The 15,775-nt window shown below is 71.8% G+C and carries 14 protein-coding genes; 7 read left to right on the forward strand and 7 right to left on the reverse strand.

Translation table 11 applies throughout. The features are described from left to right. The first annotated feature begins 408 nt into the window (after positions 1-408). The gene (locus ACLJOK_RS20015) at positions 409-1,668 is read left to right on the forward strand and encodes an amidohydrolase (protein WP_410820252.1); all 1,260 of its coding nucleotides are present in this window, start codon (positions 409-411) and stop codon (positions 1,666-1,668) included. On the opposite strand, the gene ACLJOK_RS20020 is transcribed toward ACLJOK_RS20015, so the two are convergent. Then, positions 1,625-2,590: a DUF4349 domain-containing protein gene (locus ACLJOK_RS20020; protein ID WP_410820253.1), complete on the reverse strand. Its 966-nt coding sequence runs from the start codon at positions 2,588-2,590 to the stop codon at positions 1,625-1,627. The two genes, ACLJOK_RS20015 and ACLJOK_RS20020, sit on opposite strands and share 44 nt — an antisense overlap. A 93-nt stretch (positions 2,591-2,683) precedes the next feature. On the opposite strand from ACLJOK_RS20020, the gene ACLJOK_RS20025 reads away from it, so the two are divergent. The 4 genes from ACLJOK_RS20025 (at position 2,684) to ACLJOK_RS20040 (ending at position 6,164) form a co-directional block, all read left to right on the forward strand. Then, positions 2,684-3,316, forward strand: a complete 633-nt coding sequence (locus tag ACLJOK_RS20025) for an MBL fold metallo-hydrolase (RefSeq protein ID WP_410820254.1) — start codon at positions 2,684-2,686, stop codon at positions 3,314-3,316. A gap of 4 nt (positions 3,317-3,320) precedes the next feature. Beyond that, the gene (locus tag ACLJOK_RS20030; RefSeq protein ID WP_410820255.1) at positions 3,321-4,304 is read left to right on the forward strand and encodes a hypothetical protein; all 984 of its coding nucleotides are present in this window, start codon (positions 3,321-3,323) and stop codon (positions 4,302-4,304) included. 104 nt (positions 4,305-4,408) lie between these two features. Further along, complete coding sequence (locus ACLJOK_RS20035) at positions 4,409-5,143, forward strand: SCO6745 family protein (protein WP_410820256.1); 735 nt, start codon at positions 4,409-4,411, stop codon at positions 5,141-5,143. Positions 5,144-5,204: 61 nt separating this feature from the next. Further along, a complete protein-coding gene (locus ACLJOK_RS20040) occupies positions 5,205-6,164 on the forward strand; it encodes a GNAT family N-acetyltransferase (protein WP_410820257.1) in 960 nt (319 codons plus the stop codon). A 75-nt stretch (positions 6,165-6,239) separates the two neighbouring features. Here the strand turns inward: ACLJOK_RS20040 and ACLJOK_RS20045 are convergent, their stop codons facing one another. After that, positions 6,240-6,695 (reverse strand): gamma-glutamylcyclotransferase, encoded by a 456-nt coding sequence (locus tag ACLJOK_RS20045; protein WP_410820258.1) that lies wholly within the window; start codon positions 6,693-6,695, stop codon positions 6,240-6,242. Positions 6,696-6,801: 106 nt separating this feature from the next. Here ACLJOK_RS20045 and ACLJOK_RS20050 point away from each other — a divergent pair, with 106 nt between their 5' ends. Beyond that, the gene (locus ACLJOK_RS20050) at positions 6,802-8,205 is read left to right on the forward strand and encodes an NAD(P)H-quinone dehydrogenase (protein ID WP_410820259.1); all 1,404 of its coding nucleotides are present in this window, start codon (positions 6,802-6,804) and stop codon (positions 8,203-8,205) included. 38 nt (positions 8,206-8,243) lie between these two features. Here the strand turns inward: ACLJOK_RS20050 and ACLJOK_RS20055 are convergent, their stop codons facing one another. Then, entirely contained in the window at positions 8,244-8,891 is a 648-nt protein-coding gene (locus tag ACLJOK_RS20055) for a DUF998 domain-containing protein (RefSeq protein ID WP_410820260.1), read from the reverse strand. Positions 8,892-9,074: 183 nt separating this feature from the next. Further along, positions 9,075-9,722 (reverse strand): DedA family protein, encoded by a 648-nt coding sequence (locus ACLJOK_RS20060; RefSeq protein WP_410820261.1) that lies wholly within the window; start codon positions 9,720-9,722, stop codon positions 9,075-9,077. A gap of 508 nt (positions 9,723-10,230) precedes the next feature. On the opposite strand from ACLJOK_RS20060, the gene thrS reads away from it, so the two are divergent. Further along, a complete protein-coding gene (thrS, locus tag ACLJOK_RS20065) occupies positions 10,231-11,448 on the forward strand; it encodes a threonine--tRNA ligase (protein WP_410820262.1) in 1,218 nt (405 codons plus the stop codon). A gap of 39 nt (positions 11,449-11,487) precedes the next feature. Here thrS and ACLJOK_RS20070 read toward each other — a convergent pair whose 3' ends face one another. Genes ACLJOK_RS20070 through ACLJOK_RS20080 form a run of 3 tightly spaced genes read right to left on the reverse strand, consistent with a single transcriptional unit; the run spans position 11,488 to position 15,775 of the window. After that, positions 11,488-13,569, reverse strand: coding sequence for an ABC transporter ATP-binding protein (locus tag ACLJOK_RS20070; RefSeq protein WP_410820263.1), 2,082 nt, complete (start codon positions 13,567-13,569; stop codon positions 11,488-11,490). Further along, the gene (locus ACLJOK_RS20075; protein WP_410820264.1) at positions 13,566-15,299 is read right to left on the reverse strand and encodes an ABC transporter ATP-binding protein; all 1,734 of its coding nucleotides are present in this window, start codon (positions 15,297-15,299) and stop codon (positions 13,566-13,568) included. Before ACLJOK_RS20075 ends, ACLJOK_RS20070 begins: the two co-directional genes overlap by 4 nt. Next, a complete protein-coding gene (locus ACLJOK_RS20080; RefSeq protein ID WP_091394443.1) occupies positions 15,293-15,775 on the reverse strand; it encodes a MarR family winged helix-turn-helix transcriptional regulator in 483 nt (160 codons plus the stop codon). The genes ACLJOK_RS20075 and ACLJOK_RS20080 overlap by 7 nt, the downstream gene beginning before the upstream one ends.

Here is a 15,775-nt window from a genome sequence, read left to right on the forward strand (position 1 = left end):
CAACGGGTATCCGGTCGGTTGAGCCGGGACGCACACCCTGTGCGCCCACGGTGGGTGGGTGCGTGTGAGCGTCCTTATCCGGCTCGTTGCGGAGTGTGGTCGGCTAATTGTCGGAGTGTCAGTTCATCACCCCGACTAATGCGACAATTTGGCAACGGGGCTCCGACTGGCGCCGGGATTCGTGACAGCCCGGATCGGTTACGCGTTGTAGGAGGTGAGGGGCTGATGACGGCATTCGACCGTGATCTACCTGCTGTCCCCCGCCTTGACGAGCGCCCCCAGCAGGGCATACGTGACTCTGCGCGGTCCGATCATTACCGTAACGAGGTTGCGCAGCGTCACCGTCGGAGGTCTAGGCTGTCTGCTGTCTCCGATGATCCATCCATTCCTAGTGATCGAGAATTCGACGTGACGAGTGCGTTGACGCTGCCCACGAATGGCCAGCTGGCGTCGTCCTGGCCGGAAACGCCACCGGGATCCCAGCCCCTGCCCCGCGAGCTGGACCACCTTCTCGCGCTCCGGGCACCGGGGCTGATCGCTACGCGCCGTCACCTCCACTCGCACCCTGAGCTCTCCGGCAACGAGTTCGAGACGGCCGCGCTGATCGCCCGGGAGCTGTCGCTGGCCGGGCTGACCCCGCGCCTGCTGCCCAAGGGCAACGGCGTGATCTGCGACGTCAACGGCAGGCCGGACGGCCCGGTCGTGGCGCTGCGCGCCGACATCGACGCCCTGCCGCTGGACGACCCCAAGGACGTCCCGTACCGGTCGACGGTGGAGGGCGTCTGCCACGCCTGTGGGCACGACGTGCACACCTCGATCCTGCTCGGCGTCGGCATGCTGCTGGCCCAGCTCGCCGACCTCGGTGAGCTGGACGGCCGGGTCCGGCTCATCTTCCAGCCGGCCGAGGAGATCCTGCCCTGCGGTTCGCTGGAGGTCATCGAGGCCGGTGGCCTGGACGACGTGGTGCAGATCTTCGCGCTGCACTGCGACCCGAACCTGCCGGTGGGCCAGGTCGGCCTGCGGGTCGGCCCGATCACCGCGGCAGCAGACAACGTGACAGTCCGGCTCTCCGGCCCGGGCGGGCACACCGCCCGCCCGCACCTGACAGTGGACATGGTCGACGCCCTCGGCCGGCTGATCACCGAGGTGCCCGCCCTGGTCAGCCGCCGGGTGCCGGCCAACAGCGGCCTGCTGCTGGTCTTCGGCCACGCCTCGGCCGGCACCCGCTACAACGTCATCCCGTCCGAGGCGAGCGCCTCCGGCACCCTCCGCGTGATGGACCGCGACACCTGGGAGCAGGCTCCCAAGATCGTTGCTCAGGTGGTGCGGGACGTGATCGCACCGACCGGTGCCACCGTCGACCTGGAATACCTACGCGGCCGACCGCCGGTGTGCAACGACGCCCGCGCCATCCAGGTGCTGACCGCCGCCACCGCCGCCGCACTCGGCCCGGGCGGGATCGCCGAGACACCGCAGAGCATGGGCGGCGAGGACTTCTCCTGGTACCTGGAGTACGTCCCTGGCGCCCTCGCCCGGCTCGGCGTGGGTCGCTCCGGCCCCAACGTCGACCTGCACCGGGCGAGCTTCGACGTGGACGAGCGGGCCATCCCGGTCGGCGTCCGCGTCATGGTGCAGACCGCGCTGAAGGCACTGGCGGCGGCGCGCTGACCGGCGCGACCAGAGCCGGGGCCTTGCGCCGCCGGCGCAGCAGCACCAACAGCACCACCAGCGGTACGCCGAACGCCACCAGCCAGGGCAGCAACGCGCCCAGCACCGTGAGCAGAACGGTCATCGAGACGACGAACGCCTTCCAGCCGCCCCTGAGCCCGACCAGGAAGCCGGTATCGGCCTCCTCCTCGGTGTCCTTCGCCGCCGGGCCCGCCAGCGACACGGTGATCGTGGAGAGGGCGGTCAGGTCGGCCAGGCGTCGCTTCTTGGCCTCCAGCGAGGCCAGGTCGGCCTCCCGTCGACCCAACTCGTTCTCCAACGACACCAGGTCGGTGATCGAGGAGGCTCGGGCCAGCAACCGGCGGGCGCTCTCCACCCGCGCGCGCTGACTGGTGATCCGGGCGTCCAGGTCGACGGTCTCCTCGGTGACGTCCTGAGTGTTGATTTCCCGGCTCTGCTGCCGACCCAGCTTGGCGATCTCCTCGACCACCTCGGTGAACTTCGCCGCCGGTACGCGTAGCTCCAGTTCCGCCACCGCGTCGTCGTCGTCGGCACTGCGCCGCTCGTCGCCACCGACGAAGCCGCCGACCCGGGTGGCCACGGTGGTCGCCTCGCGGGCGGCCGAGTCCACATCGTCCACTTGCACCCGCATCGTTCCGGTGTAGATGATCGCCCGCTGGTCGACCCGCAGATCCGGCGCTCCGGCGCCGGCCCCCTCCGGCGCGCCCGCGGCGGCGTCCCGGCCCGCCTCGCCGCCGTTGGCGGCTGGCGCCTCGGCCGCCGTGCCCGCGCTGTCCTGCGCCCCGCTGTCGCCGGCACCGCACCCCGTCAGCGCCAGCGCCGCCGCGAGTGTCGTCGCCGCCAGCAGCGCACTGCGGCGTCGTCCCACCTGTCCGTCCATCCCCGCTCCCATCGTCGTCAACCGGTGTGGCGATAGCTCGGACGCGACGCGCACGCCGGCTGGTTCCGGCAGACTGCGCTGAGGACGTCACGATTCGATAATCGAGGAGTCACGATGCGGCTCACCAAGTACGCCCACTCCTGCCTTCGGGTGGAACACGACGGGGGAGTGCTGGTCGTCGACCCCGGGGTGTTCAGTGACGCCGCGTCGGCGCTGGACGGTGCTGACGCGGTGCTGATCACCCACAAGCACCCCGACCACCTCGACCTGGCGGCGATGCGGCGGCAGCTCGACCGGCGGTCGATCCCGATCCACGGGCCCGCCTCGCTCGCCGAGACTTTGGGCGACACGGCCGAGGTGTTGCACCCGGTCACGCCCGGTGAGTCGTTCACCGCCGCCGGTGTCGCCGTCCGGGCGTACGGGGGGCGACACGCAGTGATCCACCCCGACATCCCCGTGATCGACAATCTCGGTTACCTGATCAACGACGTGGTCTACCACCCGGGCGACTCGCTGGTGGTGCCCGACGAGACACCTGTCGACACGCTCTTCGCGCCGATCCACGCCCCTTGGTCGAAGTTCTCCGAGGTGCTCGACTTCATCCGCGCTGTCGCGCCCCGGCGGGCGTACGCCCTACACGACGCGTTGCTCAACGACAACGGGCTGGGCGTGCTGAACGGGCAGTACACAGCGCTGTCCGGCACCGAATACCAGCGGCTGGAGCCCGGTAGCCGGGTGGACGTCTGACCCGATGCCCGGCCTCTCCGCTGAGCTGGTGCAGCAGCTCTACCGCACCCCACCGGACCGGTTCGTGGCCGCCCGGGACGCCGCCGTGGCCGAGGCCCGCCAGGCCGGCGACCCGACCACCGCCCGGCAGCTGGCCCGGCTGCGTCGCCCGACGGTGGCCGCCTGGTTGGTGAACCTGCTCGCCATCCGACGCCCGGAGCTGGTCGCCGATCTGGTGCAGCTCGCCGACGCCCTGCGGGTAGCCCAGCGGGAGCTGCGCGGGCCCCGACTGCGGGAGCTGTCCGCGCAGCGCCGGGCGGTGGTCGGCGCCCTGGTCGCCGAGGTGCGCAAGCTCGCCGCGGCCGAGCCGGACGCGCCACCGGCGAGCCGGCTGCCACTGGCCGAGGTGGAGGCGACGCTGAACGCGGCGTTCTCCGACGCCGAGGTCGCCGAGCAGGTGCGGGCCGGCCGGTTGCTGCGGGCGGCCAGCTACGCCGGCTTCGGTGAGGTGCCCCGGCCGCAACTGCGGCTGGTCACCGGCGAGGACGAGGAGCACGAGGAGGAACGCCCGGCCCGCCGACCCGGCCCCCAACGGGGCCGTGCGGAGGCGGCACCCCGCACGGACCGGGCGTCCGAACGTGCCGAGCAGGCCGAACGGGCCGCACAGCGGGCGGCCCGAGCCGAGCGGGCCCGGCAGCGCCGCGCCCTGGACCGGGAGTTGGCAAAGGCCCAGACCGACCAGGAGCGGGCCGAGGCCGAGCTGGCCGAGGCGACCGGGCAGGAGCGCGACGGTGCGGCCGCACTCGATCGCCTTGAGGCCGAGCTGGCCGAGCTGGAGCGGCGGCGCGCGGTCGCCGAGCAGGACCTCAGCCGGGCCAAGCTCGCCCGGCGTGCCGCCGAGCGGGCGGTCACCGTGGCCCGGCGACGCGCGGGTGAGGTCGAGGCGGCGGTCGAGGCACTGGCGGCCGAAGAGGGGAATGCGGACGCGGGCGGTGGCGCGGCAGACTGACCATCGATGGACGACGACGAGTGTGCGGGCCGTACACGGCGAGTGGCCCCGGGTCGGGGCGTGGTCGTGGTCGCCGGGTCCGGTTGCCCGAGCGGGGCACCGCGGTGACTCCGGAGCAGGTCGCGGCCGCCAGTAAGCCCGTCGTGCTCGACCTGGGCGACGCCTTCAGCCGGGACCCGACCACGTTGCGCCGGGCCCGACTGCTCGGCATCTCCGGCTGGGCCTTCTACATCAGCGGCCGGGCCGGCGCGCTCGGCGACGTGCGGGCCGAGACGGCCGCCGCCGCCCTCGGGTTCATCGCCCCGGACGCGGTCGCCGACGGCTGGGACGCCGCCGCCCGGGTTGTTCGGCCGTTCGAGGTGGCCGCCGCGAGCCTCGCCGAATGCTGCCGGTGGGGGGCCCAGCAACTCGGCCCCCTGCCCGGCACCGAGCGCCTGTCGGCGCTCGTCGAGCGGGCCGTGGTGGCCGCGGAGACCAGTGCGATGCCGCTCTTCGCCGCGTGGCGGGCCATGCCGCTTCCGGATCTCTCTCCCGGGGCCCGCAGCGCCGCCGGGCTGCGGCTGCTCCGGGAACACTTCACCGGCGCCTACCTGCTGGCGGTACGCGCCGCCGGGATGACCCCGCTGGAGGCCGTGCTCGCCGGGCCGGAGGGCGAGGCCGGGGCGGTGGCCTGTGGCTGGCCGCCGCCGTACCCGCCGATCGGGCCGCTGGTGCGCCGCCGACTCTGGGCGGAGGCGGTGACCAACCGGCTGGCCGCGCCGGCGTTCACGGCCCTCGGCCCCGCCGACGGCGCGGAGTTGGTGGAGTTGCTGCACCGCACACGGGTCGACCTCGGCTGAGCCTCCCGCCGGCCGGAAAATGGGCGGCGCCGCAGCGGATCGGCTGCCAGGATGTCCTGCCGTGACCCTTCCCGCTGGTTGGACGACGCGCCGGCCCACCCTCGACGACGTGCCGGCGATCCTCGCGGTGGTGCACGCCGCCGACACCTTCACCATCGGCCATCCCGACTTCGACGCCGAGGATGTCGCCGCGTCACTGACCGCCCCCCACTTCGACCCGACCCGGGACTCCTGGCTGGCGGTCGACCCGGAGGGCGACGTGGTCGGCTGGGCGACGGTGGACAACCCCACCGGCGTCGGCCGGGAGTTCGTGGAGATCTACGTCGACCCGGTACGCGCCGCGACCGTTCGGGCGTCGCTGCTGACTCGACAACTGGACCGGGTCGCCGAGCGCGCCGCCGAGCGGGGGCTGCCATCGCTCACCGTCCGTTGCGCGGTCTTCGCGCCGGAACGCGACTGGGAACGAACCCTGCGCGAAGTCGGGTTCACCCTGGTCAAGAGGTACGTCCGGATGAGCGGGCCGCTGGACGACCTGCCCGACGAGCCGGCCGGTCCATCGGCAGTGACGGTGCGGCCGGTCCGCCCCGACGACGAGGCCGACCTGCGGGAGTTCCACCGGATCACCGATACCGCCTTCGCCGACACCGCCGATCACGAGCCGCTGTCGTACGAGCGGTGGCGGGCCCGGATCGGGGACCTGGCCGCCTGGGACGAGTGGTTCGTCGCCGAGGTGGACGGGGTGCCGGTCGGCGCGTTGCGGTCCTCGGACCAGGCGGTCGACCAGCAGTCGGGCTGGGTGAAGAGTTTGTCGGTGCTGTCCGCGTACCGTCGCAGGGGTGTGGGTGCGGCGCTGCTGCGCCGCGCCTTCGCCCGCTACGCCGAGAAGGGGCGGCGGTCCGCCGGTCTCGGCGTGGACCTCACCAACCCGACCGCCCCGCTGTCGCTGTACGAGTCGGTGGGCCTGCGGGAAACCCTGTGGGCCGACATGTACGAGCTTTCCGTCTCGGCCGCCGGTGTGTGATTGGCGACCCCGGCCCGGCCCGCCCGGCGTTCCGGTCGACAGCGGTAGCACACTGGAGGGGTGCGATACGCGCTGCTACGGCGAGGCGGTGCCGGTGGGGCGGGCCCGCAGCTCGGCGACGTAGTCGTCCGGGGCGCCCGCCTTCTCGGCGGCGTTCGCGATCTCCGACAGATACCAAGAGGTCGGCAGGCCACCCTCGTACCCGTTGAAGACGTAGATCCACGCGGTCACGTCGCCCTCGAGGGTGGAGACCCGCACGTGCAGCTTGCGGTACGTGCCGGCGGTCACCCCCTCGATCTCGTCGAGCTGCCCCGCGTCGTACGGGTGGATGTCGTAGAGCGCCACGAAGACCCGGTCACCGGGAGACTCGACCAGGGTGCTCACCGCACCCTCCCAGCCGATCACGTCCGCCCCGGCGAAGGTCAGCCGCCAGCCCTCCAGCCAGCCGGTGCCCACCATCGGCGAATGCGGACAATAGGCGCGCATCCGGGCGGGGTCGAGATTTGAGCCGTAGGCGGCGTGATGACGCACGGCGATGACGATAGCCCGGCCGACGGGTGGGGGAGAATACGACAGTGCGTGTCGAATGCGCTCGGGAGAAGAAAGTCACTGTGAGCATGGACGAAGGGCGAACGCTGTGAGCCGGATCGTGATCATCGGTGGGGGGCCGGCCGGGTACGAGGCGGCTCTGGTCGCCGCCCAGCTGGACGCCGATGTCACAGTGGTGGAGGCCGATGGCGCGGGCGGCGCCTGCGTGCTCTCCGACTGCGTACCGTCGAAGACCTTCATCGCCAGCTCGCAGGTGGTCACCGGCTACCGCGACACCGAGGAGTTCGGGGTGCACTCGGACGGCCTGGAGGCGGTCACCGTCGACGCCCGGGCGGTGCACGGGCGGGTCAAGCGGCTGGCCCTGGCGCAGTCTGCGGACATCCACGCCAAGCTGCTGAAGGCGGGGGTCACCTTCGTGGCCGGCACCGCCCGGCTCGGCGAGGACTCCCTCGGGCACACCCACCGGGTCGTCGTCACTCCCTCCGACGGTGGCGAGGAGTACTCGATCGACGCGTCCACCGTGCTGGTGGCCACCGGCTCGACGCCCCGCCAGCTGCCCACCGCCGTACCGGACGGTGAGCGCATCCTGACCTGGCGACAGGTGTACGACCTGCCGGAGCTGCCCGAGCACCTGATCGTTGTCGGGTCCGGCGTCACCGGCGCGGAGTTCGCCAGCGCGTACCTGGCGATGGGGGTCGAGGTGACCCTGGTCTCCAGCCGGGACCGGGTGATGCCGCACGAGGACGCCGACGCCGCCTCCGCCATCGAGCGGGTGTTCCGCAACCGGGGCATGGAGATCCTCAACAACTCCCGGGCCGACGCGGTCCGGCGTACCGCCGACGGCGTCGAGGTGGAGCTCTCCGACGGTCGTAAGGTGACCGGCTCGCATGCGCTGATCACCGTCGGTTCGATCCCCAACACGGCCAACCTGGGCCTGACCGAGTACGGGGTGGAGCTGGGCCGAGGCGGCTACCTGACAGTCGACCGGGCTTCCCGGACCAACGTGCCCGGCATCTACGCCGCCGGCGACTGCACGGGCGTGCTGCTGCTGGCCAGCGTCGCCGCCATGCAGGGCCGGATCGCCATGTGGCACGCGCTCGGCGAGGCGGTCCGCCCGCTGCGGCTGCGTACCGTCGCGGCGAACGTCTTCACCGACCCGGAGCTGGCCACCGTGGGTGTCTCGCAGGACGAGGTGGACGCGGGCAAGGTGCCGGCCCGGCAGGTGATGCTGCCGCTGTCCGGCAACGCGCGGGCCAAGATGGACGACCTCTCCGACGGTTTCGTGAAGCTGTTCTGCCGTCCCGCGAGCGGTCAGGTGATCGGCGGTGTCGTGGTCGCTCCAAAGGCCAGTGAGCTGATCCTGCCCATCACCATGGCGGTGGAGAACAACCTCACCGTCAACGAGCTGGCCCAGACCATCACCATCTACCCGTCGCTGTCCGGCTCCATCACCGAGGCTGCCCGCCAGCTCATGCTGCACGAGCTGGAGTGACCGGTCTTCTCGTCGATCAAGGAGTTGTGGTGGCCGGTTCAGGCCGCAATGCCGCTTTGGTGAGGCGCCACAACTCCTTGATCGACCGCTCGGCGGGTCTGGAGCACCGCGACCGTGGTCAGAACCCCGACCTCGGTGAGGATCAGGAGGCGTTCGGCCAGGCCGATGAGCATCCGGTCGCCGGGGTAGGCGGACCAGATCATCGCCGCCGCCAGGGCCAGGCTCAGCAGGACCAGGGTGCGTAGCGTCCGGGCGGCGGGCGTCAGGTCAGGTCGGCGGGCGAGCAGCCAACCGGCCGCCGGCAACGCCAGGAAGGCGATCACCGACGCGTACCGGTGCAGGTAGGCGGCGGTGGTCATGGCGGTGCCCGGCTCGTTCGTCGGCACCACGGCGGCCAGCAGCAGCCCACCCACCCATGCGCCGAGCAGTAGCTCGGCCGTTCGTCCGGAGCGCGGCCGGGGTGGGCCGGCGCGGCGCAGTCCGTAGAGCAACGCCACTGTGGCGAGCGCGAGCACCACCATGGCGATGTCGATGACGCCGCCCCGGTCGGAGACCGCGAAGTCGCTGATGGTCAACGCCCACGGGTTGAGGTCGTCGTTGACTTCGAGGTGGCCGATAACGGTGAGCAGCGCCGCCAGGGCGATCCCGCCCAGGGCCAGCAGGCCGGTACTCCGGGTAACAGGCATGCCTCAGCCTGTCGCCGCGGGCACCCCAGCCGAATCCGGGACAGCCACCGAAATCAACCCCCGGGACCACCCCTAGAGGCCTTCCGGCAACCCCGAGATCGTGCGTTCTCGGTCGTTCGAATGTGCGGCATGCCCCAATTGCCGGGACAGTAAGTGCAAGCTCGCGAAGGCCGGGGGCGACACTCAGTCGATGGGGACGTCGACCGCGGCGGCGGCGGTGGCGGCGGTGGCGGTGGCGGCGGCGCGGGCGTGGCGGGCGCTGACCACTGTCATCGCCCATCCGGCCGCGGCGAATCCGGCCGCCGCGGCGGTGGCGATGATGGCCAGCCGCCAGGCCGACTCGGTCAGTGCGGTGCCGCCCAGGTGCCCGACCAGCGCGCCGTAGGTGGCCCAGCCCAGCGCGGCGACGGCCTCGTAGAGCACGAACAGGCGGTACGGGTAGCGGCTACGCCCGGCCGAGAAGCAGGCCGCCATCCGGCCGCCGGGCACGAACCGGCAGAGCAGGATGACCAGCGGCCCGGGTTGTCGCAGCCCCTGGGTGACCCGGCTGGCCACCCGGCGGGCGCGGCTCAGCTCGGCGTGCCGGGGTGGCCGCCGGTCCGGTGCGCTGCGCCCCAGCAGGTAGCAGGCCAGGTCGCCGGCGAATACGCCGAGCGCGCCGACGGCGATGGTGACCGGCAGGCTGAGCCCGCCGTAGACGGTGAGCGCACCACTGGTGATCATGACGATCTGGGTGGGGATCACCGGCACGAAGGCGTCCGCGATCAGCAGCGCGAGCAGCACCAGGTACGCCCACGTCGGCGACGCGACGTCAGTCAGAAGTTCGGGCACGCCTGCCACCTCGCCGGATGCGGCCGATTGGGTGTCTTGAGCCTGACGTCGTGTCCGGCGTCACGGTGGACGGCCCCGGCCCGTCGTGACCGTCGACACGACTGGGCCACCCAGCTACAACGAGGCCGATCGCTGCCGGGTGACGGGTTCGGAGGCCGTTCCACCCGTCCGAGGCGGGCGGCAGAACGGCGCTCGTCGGCGTACCGTTGTCGGCGCGGCCATGCCCGTCGGGTCCCCCGTTCCTGACGATTCGGCCGCCAGGGCCGCCGGCGGGTCCCGCGCCGGCGGCCCACCTATCCGCCGCAAATCCGGGTGCATTCCCGAACGTCGCGCGGCTACGGTCGCCGTATGCGCAGCGCGGTAGTGATGACCACGACGCCGGGTGTCCCCGGCGAGCCGCTCTGACGTAACCGTCGTCGACCAGGCCCCGGGGCGATCCGCCCCCGAGGGCAGCGCGCCGTTCGGAGCTCAGGTCGCCTCCGGGTCGTACCCGATCCAGGAGCCCGACATGATCGACCACCGTAGGCTCGGCCGCGAGCTGGACCTCTTCGTCTCCGACCCGCTGGCCGGCGCCGGCCTGCCGATCTGGCTGCCGGCCGGCGCCACCGCCCGGCACGCCGTCGAGGAGTACGTCCGGGAGTTGGAGCGCCGCTCCGGCCACCAGCACGTCTACTCGCCGCCGCTGGGCAAGCGGGAACTCTTCGAACTCTCCGGCCATCTCGGCTACTTCGCCGACGACATGTTTCCGCCGATGCGGCTGAGCGCCGACGACGAGTTCGTGCTCCGGCCGGCGCTCTGCCCGCACCACGCGTTGGTCTTCCGGGCGCGGGGCCGTTCCTACCGGGAGCTGCCGTTGCGGATAGCGGAGCTGGGCGGGATGTACCGCTCGGAGCGCTCCGGCGTGCTCGGCGGGCTGTCCCGGGTACGCGCCATCTCGCTCAACGACGCGCACACCTTCTGCGCCCCCGAGCAGGTCGGCGCGGAGGTCGTCGAGATCCTCGGGCTGATCCGTGCCGCTCACGCCGCGCTCGGTGTCCGGCCGGCCGGGTTCCGGCTGTCGCTGCGCGGACCGGGCGAGAAGTACGTCGGCGACGACGCCCAGTGGGCCCGCGCCGAGGAGTTGCTCCGGGAGGCGCTGGCCGGGGTGGAGTACGTCGAGGCACCGGGGGAGGCCGCCTTCTACGGCCCGAAGATCGACATTCAGATCGTCGACGCCGCCGGCCGGGAGTCGACCATTTCCACCATCCAGCTGGACTTCGACAAGCCGGAACGGTTCGACCTGTCGTACACCGACTCGGACGGCAGCCGGCGTCGGCCCGTCATGGTGCACCGCAGCCTGGTGGGCAGCATGGAGCGGCTGTTCGCGTACCTCATCGAGGTGCACGAGGGCGCGTTCCCGGCCTGGTACGCGCCGGTCCAGTTGGTGTTGCTGCCGGTCGACGACGGCCAGGCCGACGCGGCGGCCGACCTGGCCCGACGGGCGGGCGACACCGGCCTGCGGGTCGAGGTCGACGCCTCCGGCTCGCTGGGCGCCCGGGTCCGGGACGCGGCCCGCCGCCGCGTCCCGTACCTCGGGGTGCTGGGTGCCCGGGAGGTGGCCGACGGGCACCTGGCGCTGCGCCTGCGCGGCGGCCGTGCCCTGGCCCCGATGCCCGCCGACGCCGCGCTCGCCCTGATCGACGGGCAGGTCGCCGCCCGCGCGACCGACCTGCTGCCGCCGGACTGACACGCCCACCGATCGTCTCGCGCGCACGGCCGCCCGACCTCAGACCGACGCCGGTTGGGCGGCCGGTTCCTCGTCGACCACCGCGCCGGTGAACTGTGAGCGGTAGAGCCGGTGGTACGCGCCCTGGGCGGCGAGCAACTGCTCGTGGGTGCCCTGCTCGACGATCCGACCGTTCTCCATCATCAGGATCAGGTCGGCGTCGCGGATGGTGGAGAGCCGGTGCGCGATCACGAAGCTGGTCCGGTCCGAGCGTAGCGCGGCCATCGCCCGTTGCAGCAACACCTCGGTGCGGGTGTCCACCGAGCTGGTGGCCTCGTCGAGGATCAGCAGTGACGGCTCGGCGAGGAACGCCCGCGCGATGGTGATGAGCTGCTTCTCGCCGGCGCTGACGTTGCTGCCCTCCTCGTCGATGACGGTGTCGTAGCCGTCGGGCAGGCTGCGCACGAACCGGTCCACGAAGGTGGCCCGGGCGGCGGTGAGGATCTCCTCCTCGGTCGCGTCCGGCCGCCCGTAGGCGATGTTGTCCCGGATGGTGCCGCCGAACAGCCAGGTGTCCTGGAGCACCATCCCGATCCGGCCCCGCAGGTCGTCGCGGCGCATCGTCGTGATGTCCACCCCGTCGAGGGTGATCCGGCCGGCGTCCAGCTCGTAGAACCGCATCACCAGGTTGACCAGCGTGGTCTTGCCGGCGCCGGTCGGGCCGACGATGGCCACCGTGTGCCCCGGTTCGGCCACCAGCGACAGGTCGTCGATCAGCGGCTTGTCCGGCTCGTAGCGGAACGAGACGTGCTCGAACTCGACCCGACCGTGCGGGTCGGTCACCCTGGCCGGCTCGACCGGGTCGGGGGTCTGCTCGTCCGCGTCGAGCACCGCGAAGACCCGCTCGGCCGACGCCACCCCGGACTGGAGCAGGTTGGCCATCGAGGCGAGTTGGGTGAGCGGCTGGGTGAACTGGCGGGAGTACTGGATGAACGCCTGCACGTCGCCGAGGCTCATCGTGCCGGAGGCGACCCGCAGCCCGCCGACCACGGCGATCGCTACGTAGCTCAGGTTTCCGATGAACATCATCGACGGCATGATGATCCCGGAGATGAACTGTGCCCCGAAGCTGGCCCGGAACAGCTCCTCGTTCTTCGCGTGGAACGCGGCCTCGACCTCACGCTGCCGGCCGAAGACCTTCACCAGCTCATGACCGGTGTACGCCTCCTCGATCTGGCCGTTCAGCTCGCCGGTGTGCGTCCACTGGGCGATGAACTGCTTCTGCGAGCGCTTGGCGATGCGCTGGGTGACCAGCACCGATAACGGCACCGCGACCAGCGCCACCAGGGCCAGCACCGGCGAGATCCAGAACATCACTGCCAGCACGCCGACGACGGTCAGCAGCGAGGTGAGCAGCTGGCTGAGGGTCTGCTGGAGGCTGGTGGAGATGTTGTCGATGTCGTTGGTGACCCGGCTGAGCAACTCACCGCGCGGTTGCCGGTCGAAGTAGGGCAGCGGCAGCCGGTTGAGCTTCTCCTCCACCTCGGCGCGCAGCCGCAGCACGGTGCGCTGGACCACCCCGTTGAGCAGCCAACCCTGCCACCAGGACAGCAGGCTCGCCGCCAGGTAGAGCCCGAGCGCCAGCAGCAGCACCCGACGTAGGGCGCTGAAGTCGATGCCCACCCCGGGCACCACATCCATGCGGGCCAGCATGTCGGCGAAGCTGTCGTTGCCGCTGGCCCGGGCCGCCGCGACGGCCTGCTCGGCGGTGGTGCCGGCGGGCAGTTGCCGACCGATCACCCCGGTGAAGATCAGGTCGGTGGCGTGGCCGAGGATCTTCGGCCCGGCCACGCTGAACCCGACGCTCACCAGGGCCAATGTGATGATCGCGGCCAGGTGCAGTCGGTGCGAGCGCAGCCGGCCGAGCAACCGTCGGGCCGACGGCCCGAAGTTCATCGACTTCTCGGCGGGCATCCCGGCGCTCATCCATCCCGGGCCACCGCGCTGACCGCCGGGCGGCAGCCGCTTCGGCGTCGCCGCGCCACCGCCGGTCTGCTGCGCGGTCTCATCCGGCGTCCGTCCGTCGCCGGCCGGCTTCTGACTGGGTACGGCCGCGGTGCGCGGCTCGTCACGCTCGCTCATGCCGCCACCTCCGTGGTCTGCTGCGAGGCCACGATCTCGGCGTACGTCGGGCAGGTTTCCAACAACTCCGCATGTCGTCCCACTCCGACGACGCCTCCGTTTTCCAGGACGATGATCTGATCGGCGTCGATGATCGTGGAGACCCGCTGGGCCACGATGACCACCGCCGCCTGCGCGGTGACCGGCCGCAGTGCCGCTCGCAGCCGCGCGTCGGTGCCCAGGTCGAGCGCGGAGAACGAGTCGTCGAAGAGGTAGATCTCCGGTTGCCGGACCAGAGCCCGGGCGATGGCCAGGCGTTGCCGCTGCCCACCGGAGACGGTGGTGCCGCCCTGCGCGACCGGGGCGTCCAGCCCGCCGGGCATCTGGGCCACGAAGTCCCGGGCCTGGGCGATCTCCAGCGCCGTCCACAGTTCCTCGTCGGTGGCGTCCGGGTTGCCGTAGCGCAGGTTGCTGGCGACCGTCCCGGTGAACAGGTACGGCCGCTGCGGCACCAGGCCGATGCGTCGCCACAGCTCGTCCGGCGCCAACTCCCGCACGTCCACCCCGTCGACCAGCACCGCGCCGGCGGTGACGTCGACCAGGCGGGGGATCAGCGACAGCAGCGTCGTCTTGCCCGCGCCGGTGCTGCCGATGATCGCCGTGGTGGTGCCCGGGGTCGCCCGGAAGGAGATGTCGCGCAGCACCGGCTCCACAGCGCCCGGGTACTGGAAGCGCACCCCGCGCAGCTCCAGCTCGGCTCGGGTGGGCAGCTCGGTGACCGGCGCGGCGGCCGGGACCACCGAGGAGTCGGTGTCCAGCACCTCGACGATCCGCTCGGCGCAGACTGCAGCCCTCGGCACCATCATCAGCATGAAGGTGGCCATCATGACCGCCATCAGGATCTGCATCAGGTACTGAAGGAACGCGGTGAGCGCGCCGATCTGGATCGCGCCGGCGTCCACCCGCTGCGCGCCGAACCAGAGCACCGCCACGCTGGAGACGTTCAGCACCAGCATGACCACCGGAAAGATCAACGCCAGCAACCGACCGGTACGCAGAGCGGTGGCGGTCAGGTCGGCGTTGGCGACGCCGAAGCGGTCCGTCTCGTACGGCTCGCGGACGAACGCGCGGACCACCCGGATGCCGGTGATCTGCTCCCGCAGCACCCGGTTGACGGTGTCGATGCGGGTCTGCATCAGCCGGAAGCCCGGCACCATCCGACGGATGATCGCGCCGAGGGCGATGGCCAGCACCGGCACGCTGACCAGCATCAGCCAGGAGAGCCCGACGTCCTCACGCAGCGCCATGAACACGCCGCCGACGCTCATGATCGGTGCGGCGACGAGCATCGTGCAGCTCATCAGCACGAGCATCTGCACCTGCTGCACGTCGTTGGTGTTGCGGGTGATCAGCGACGGCGCCCCGAACCGGGCCACCTCGCGGGCGGAGAAGCGGTTGACGTGCCCGAACAGTTCGGCGCGTACGTCGCGGCCGAAGCCCATCGCGACCCGGGCGCCCAGGTAGACGGCGGCGATCGAGCAGACGATCTGGATCAGGCTGACCAGCAGCATCCAGCCGCCGGTGCGCACGATGTAGTCGGTGTCGCCCCGGGCCACGCCCTGGTCGATGATGTCCGCGTTGAGGCTGGGCAGGTAGAGCGAGGCCATGGTGCCCACGAACTGGAGCAGCACGACCGCCAGCAACGGTCTCTGATAGGTGCGCAGTTGGCCGCGCAGGAGTCGGATCAGCACGCCGGGTCCTTCGTTTCGGTAGGGCGTCCGGTCATCCGCGGGTCGTCTCCGCTGCCGATGACCTCAAGCAGGAACTCCCGGATCACCTGGGCCTTCGCCGGGTCGGCGTCGACCGAGGTGAGGGGCCGTCCGGAGTGCATGAGCGCGCCGAGCGCGGCCACCCGTTCCCGCCCGGCGGGGGTGATGGCGAGTCGGATGCTGCGTCGGTCGTTGTCGTCGCGCTGCCGCTCGACCAGACCGTCGCGCTCGAGCGTGTCGACGATGCCGGTCAGCGTCGCCGGGCGGACGAACCCCTTCTCGGCGACCGCCCGGTGCGGCAACTCGCCGTGTCGGGCGAGCGTCATCAGGGTGATCATGCCGGCCTGGGTGAGGCCGTGCTCCTCGGCGAGGTAGCGGTTCCACCGCTGCCCGACCAGGTGCCCGGCCACCACCAGCAGCCGGCCGAGCGGCACGTCCTGGAGGGTCACGAGTTCCAC

Source organism: Micromonospora sp. 050-3 (assembly GCF_046549335.1).
In the GTDB taxonomy this organism is placed as follows: Bacteria; Actinomycetota; Actinomycetes; order Mycobacteriales; family Micromonosporaceae; genus Micromonospora; species Micromonospora trifolii.

What these genes read in the sequence shown, in the direction of transcription:
- ACLJOK_RS20055 (WP_410820260.1), bottom strand. Translation starts at nt 8,891, where the DNA reads ATGCCTGTTACCCGGAGTACCGGCCTGCTGGCCCTGGGCGGGATCGCC.
- ACLJOK_RS20070 (WP_410820263.1), bottom strand. Translation starts at nt 13,569, where the DNA reads ATGAGCGAGCGTGACGAGCCGCGCACCGCGGCCGTACCCAGTCAGAAG.
- ACLJOK_RS20030 (WP_410820255.1), top strand. Translation starts at nt 3,321, where the DNA reads ATGCCCGGCCTCTCCGCTGAGCTGGTGCAGCAGCTCTACCGCACCCCA.
- thrS (WP_410820262.1), top strand. Translation starts at nt 10,231, where the DNA reads ATGATCGACCACCGTAGGCTCGGCCGCGAGCTGGACCTCTTCGTCTCC.
- ACLJOK_RS20025 (WP_410820254.1), top strand. Translation starts at nt 2,684, where the DNA reads ATGCGGCTCACCAAGTACGCCCACTCCTGCCTTCGGGTGGAACACGAC.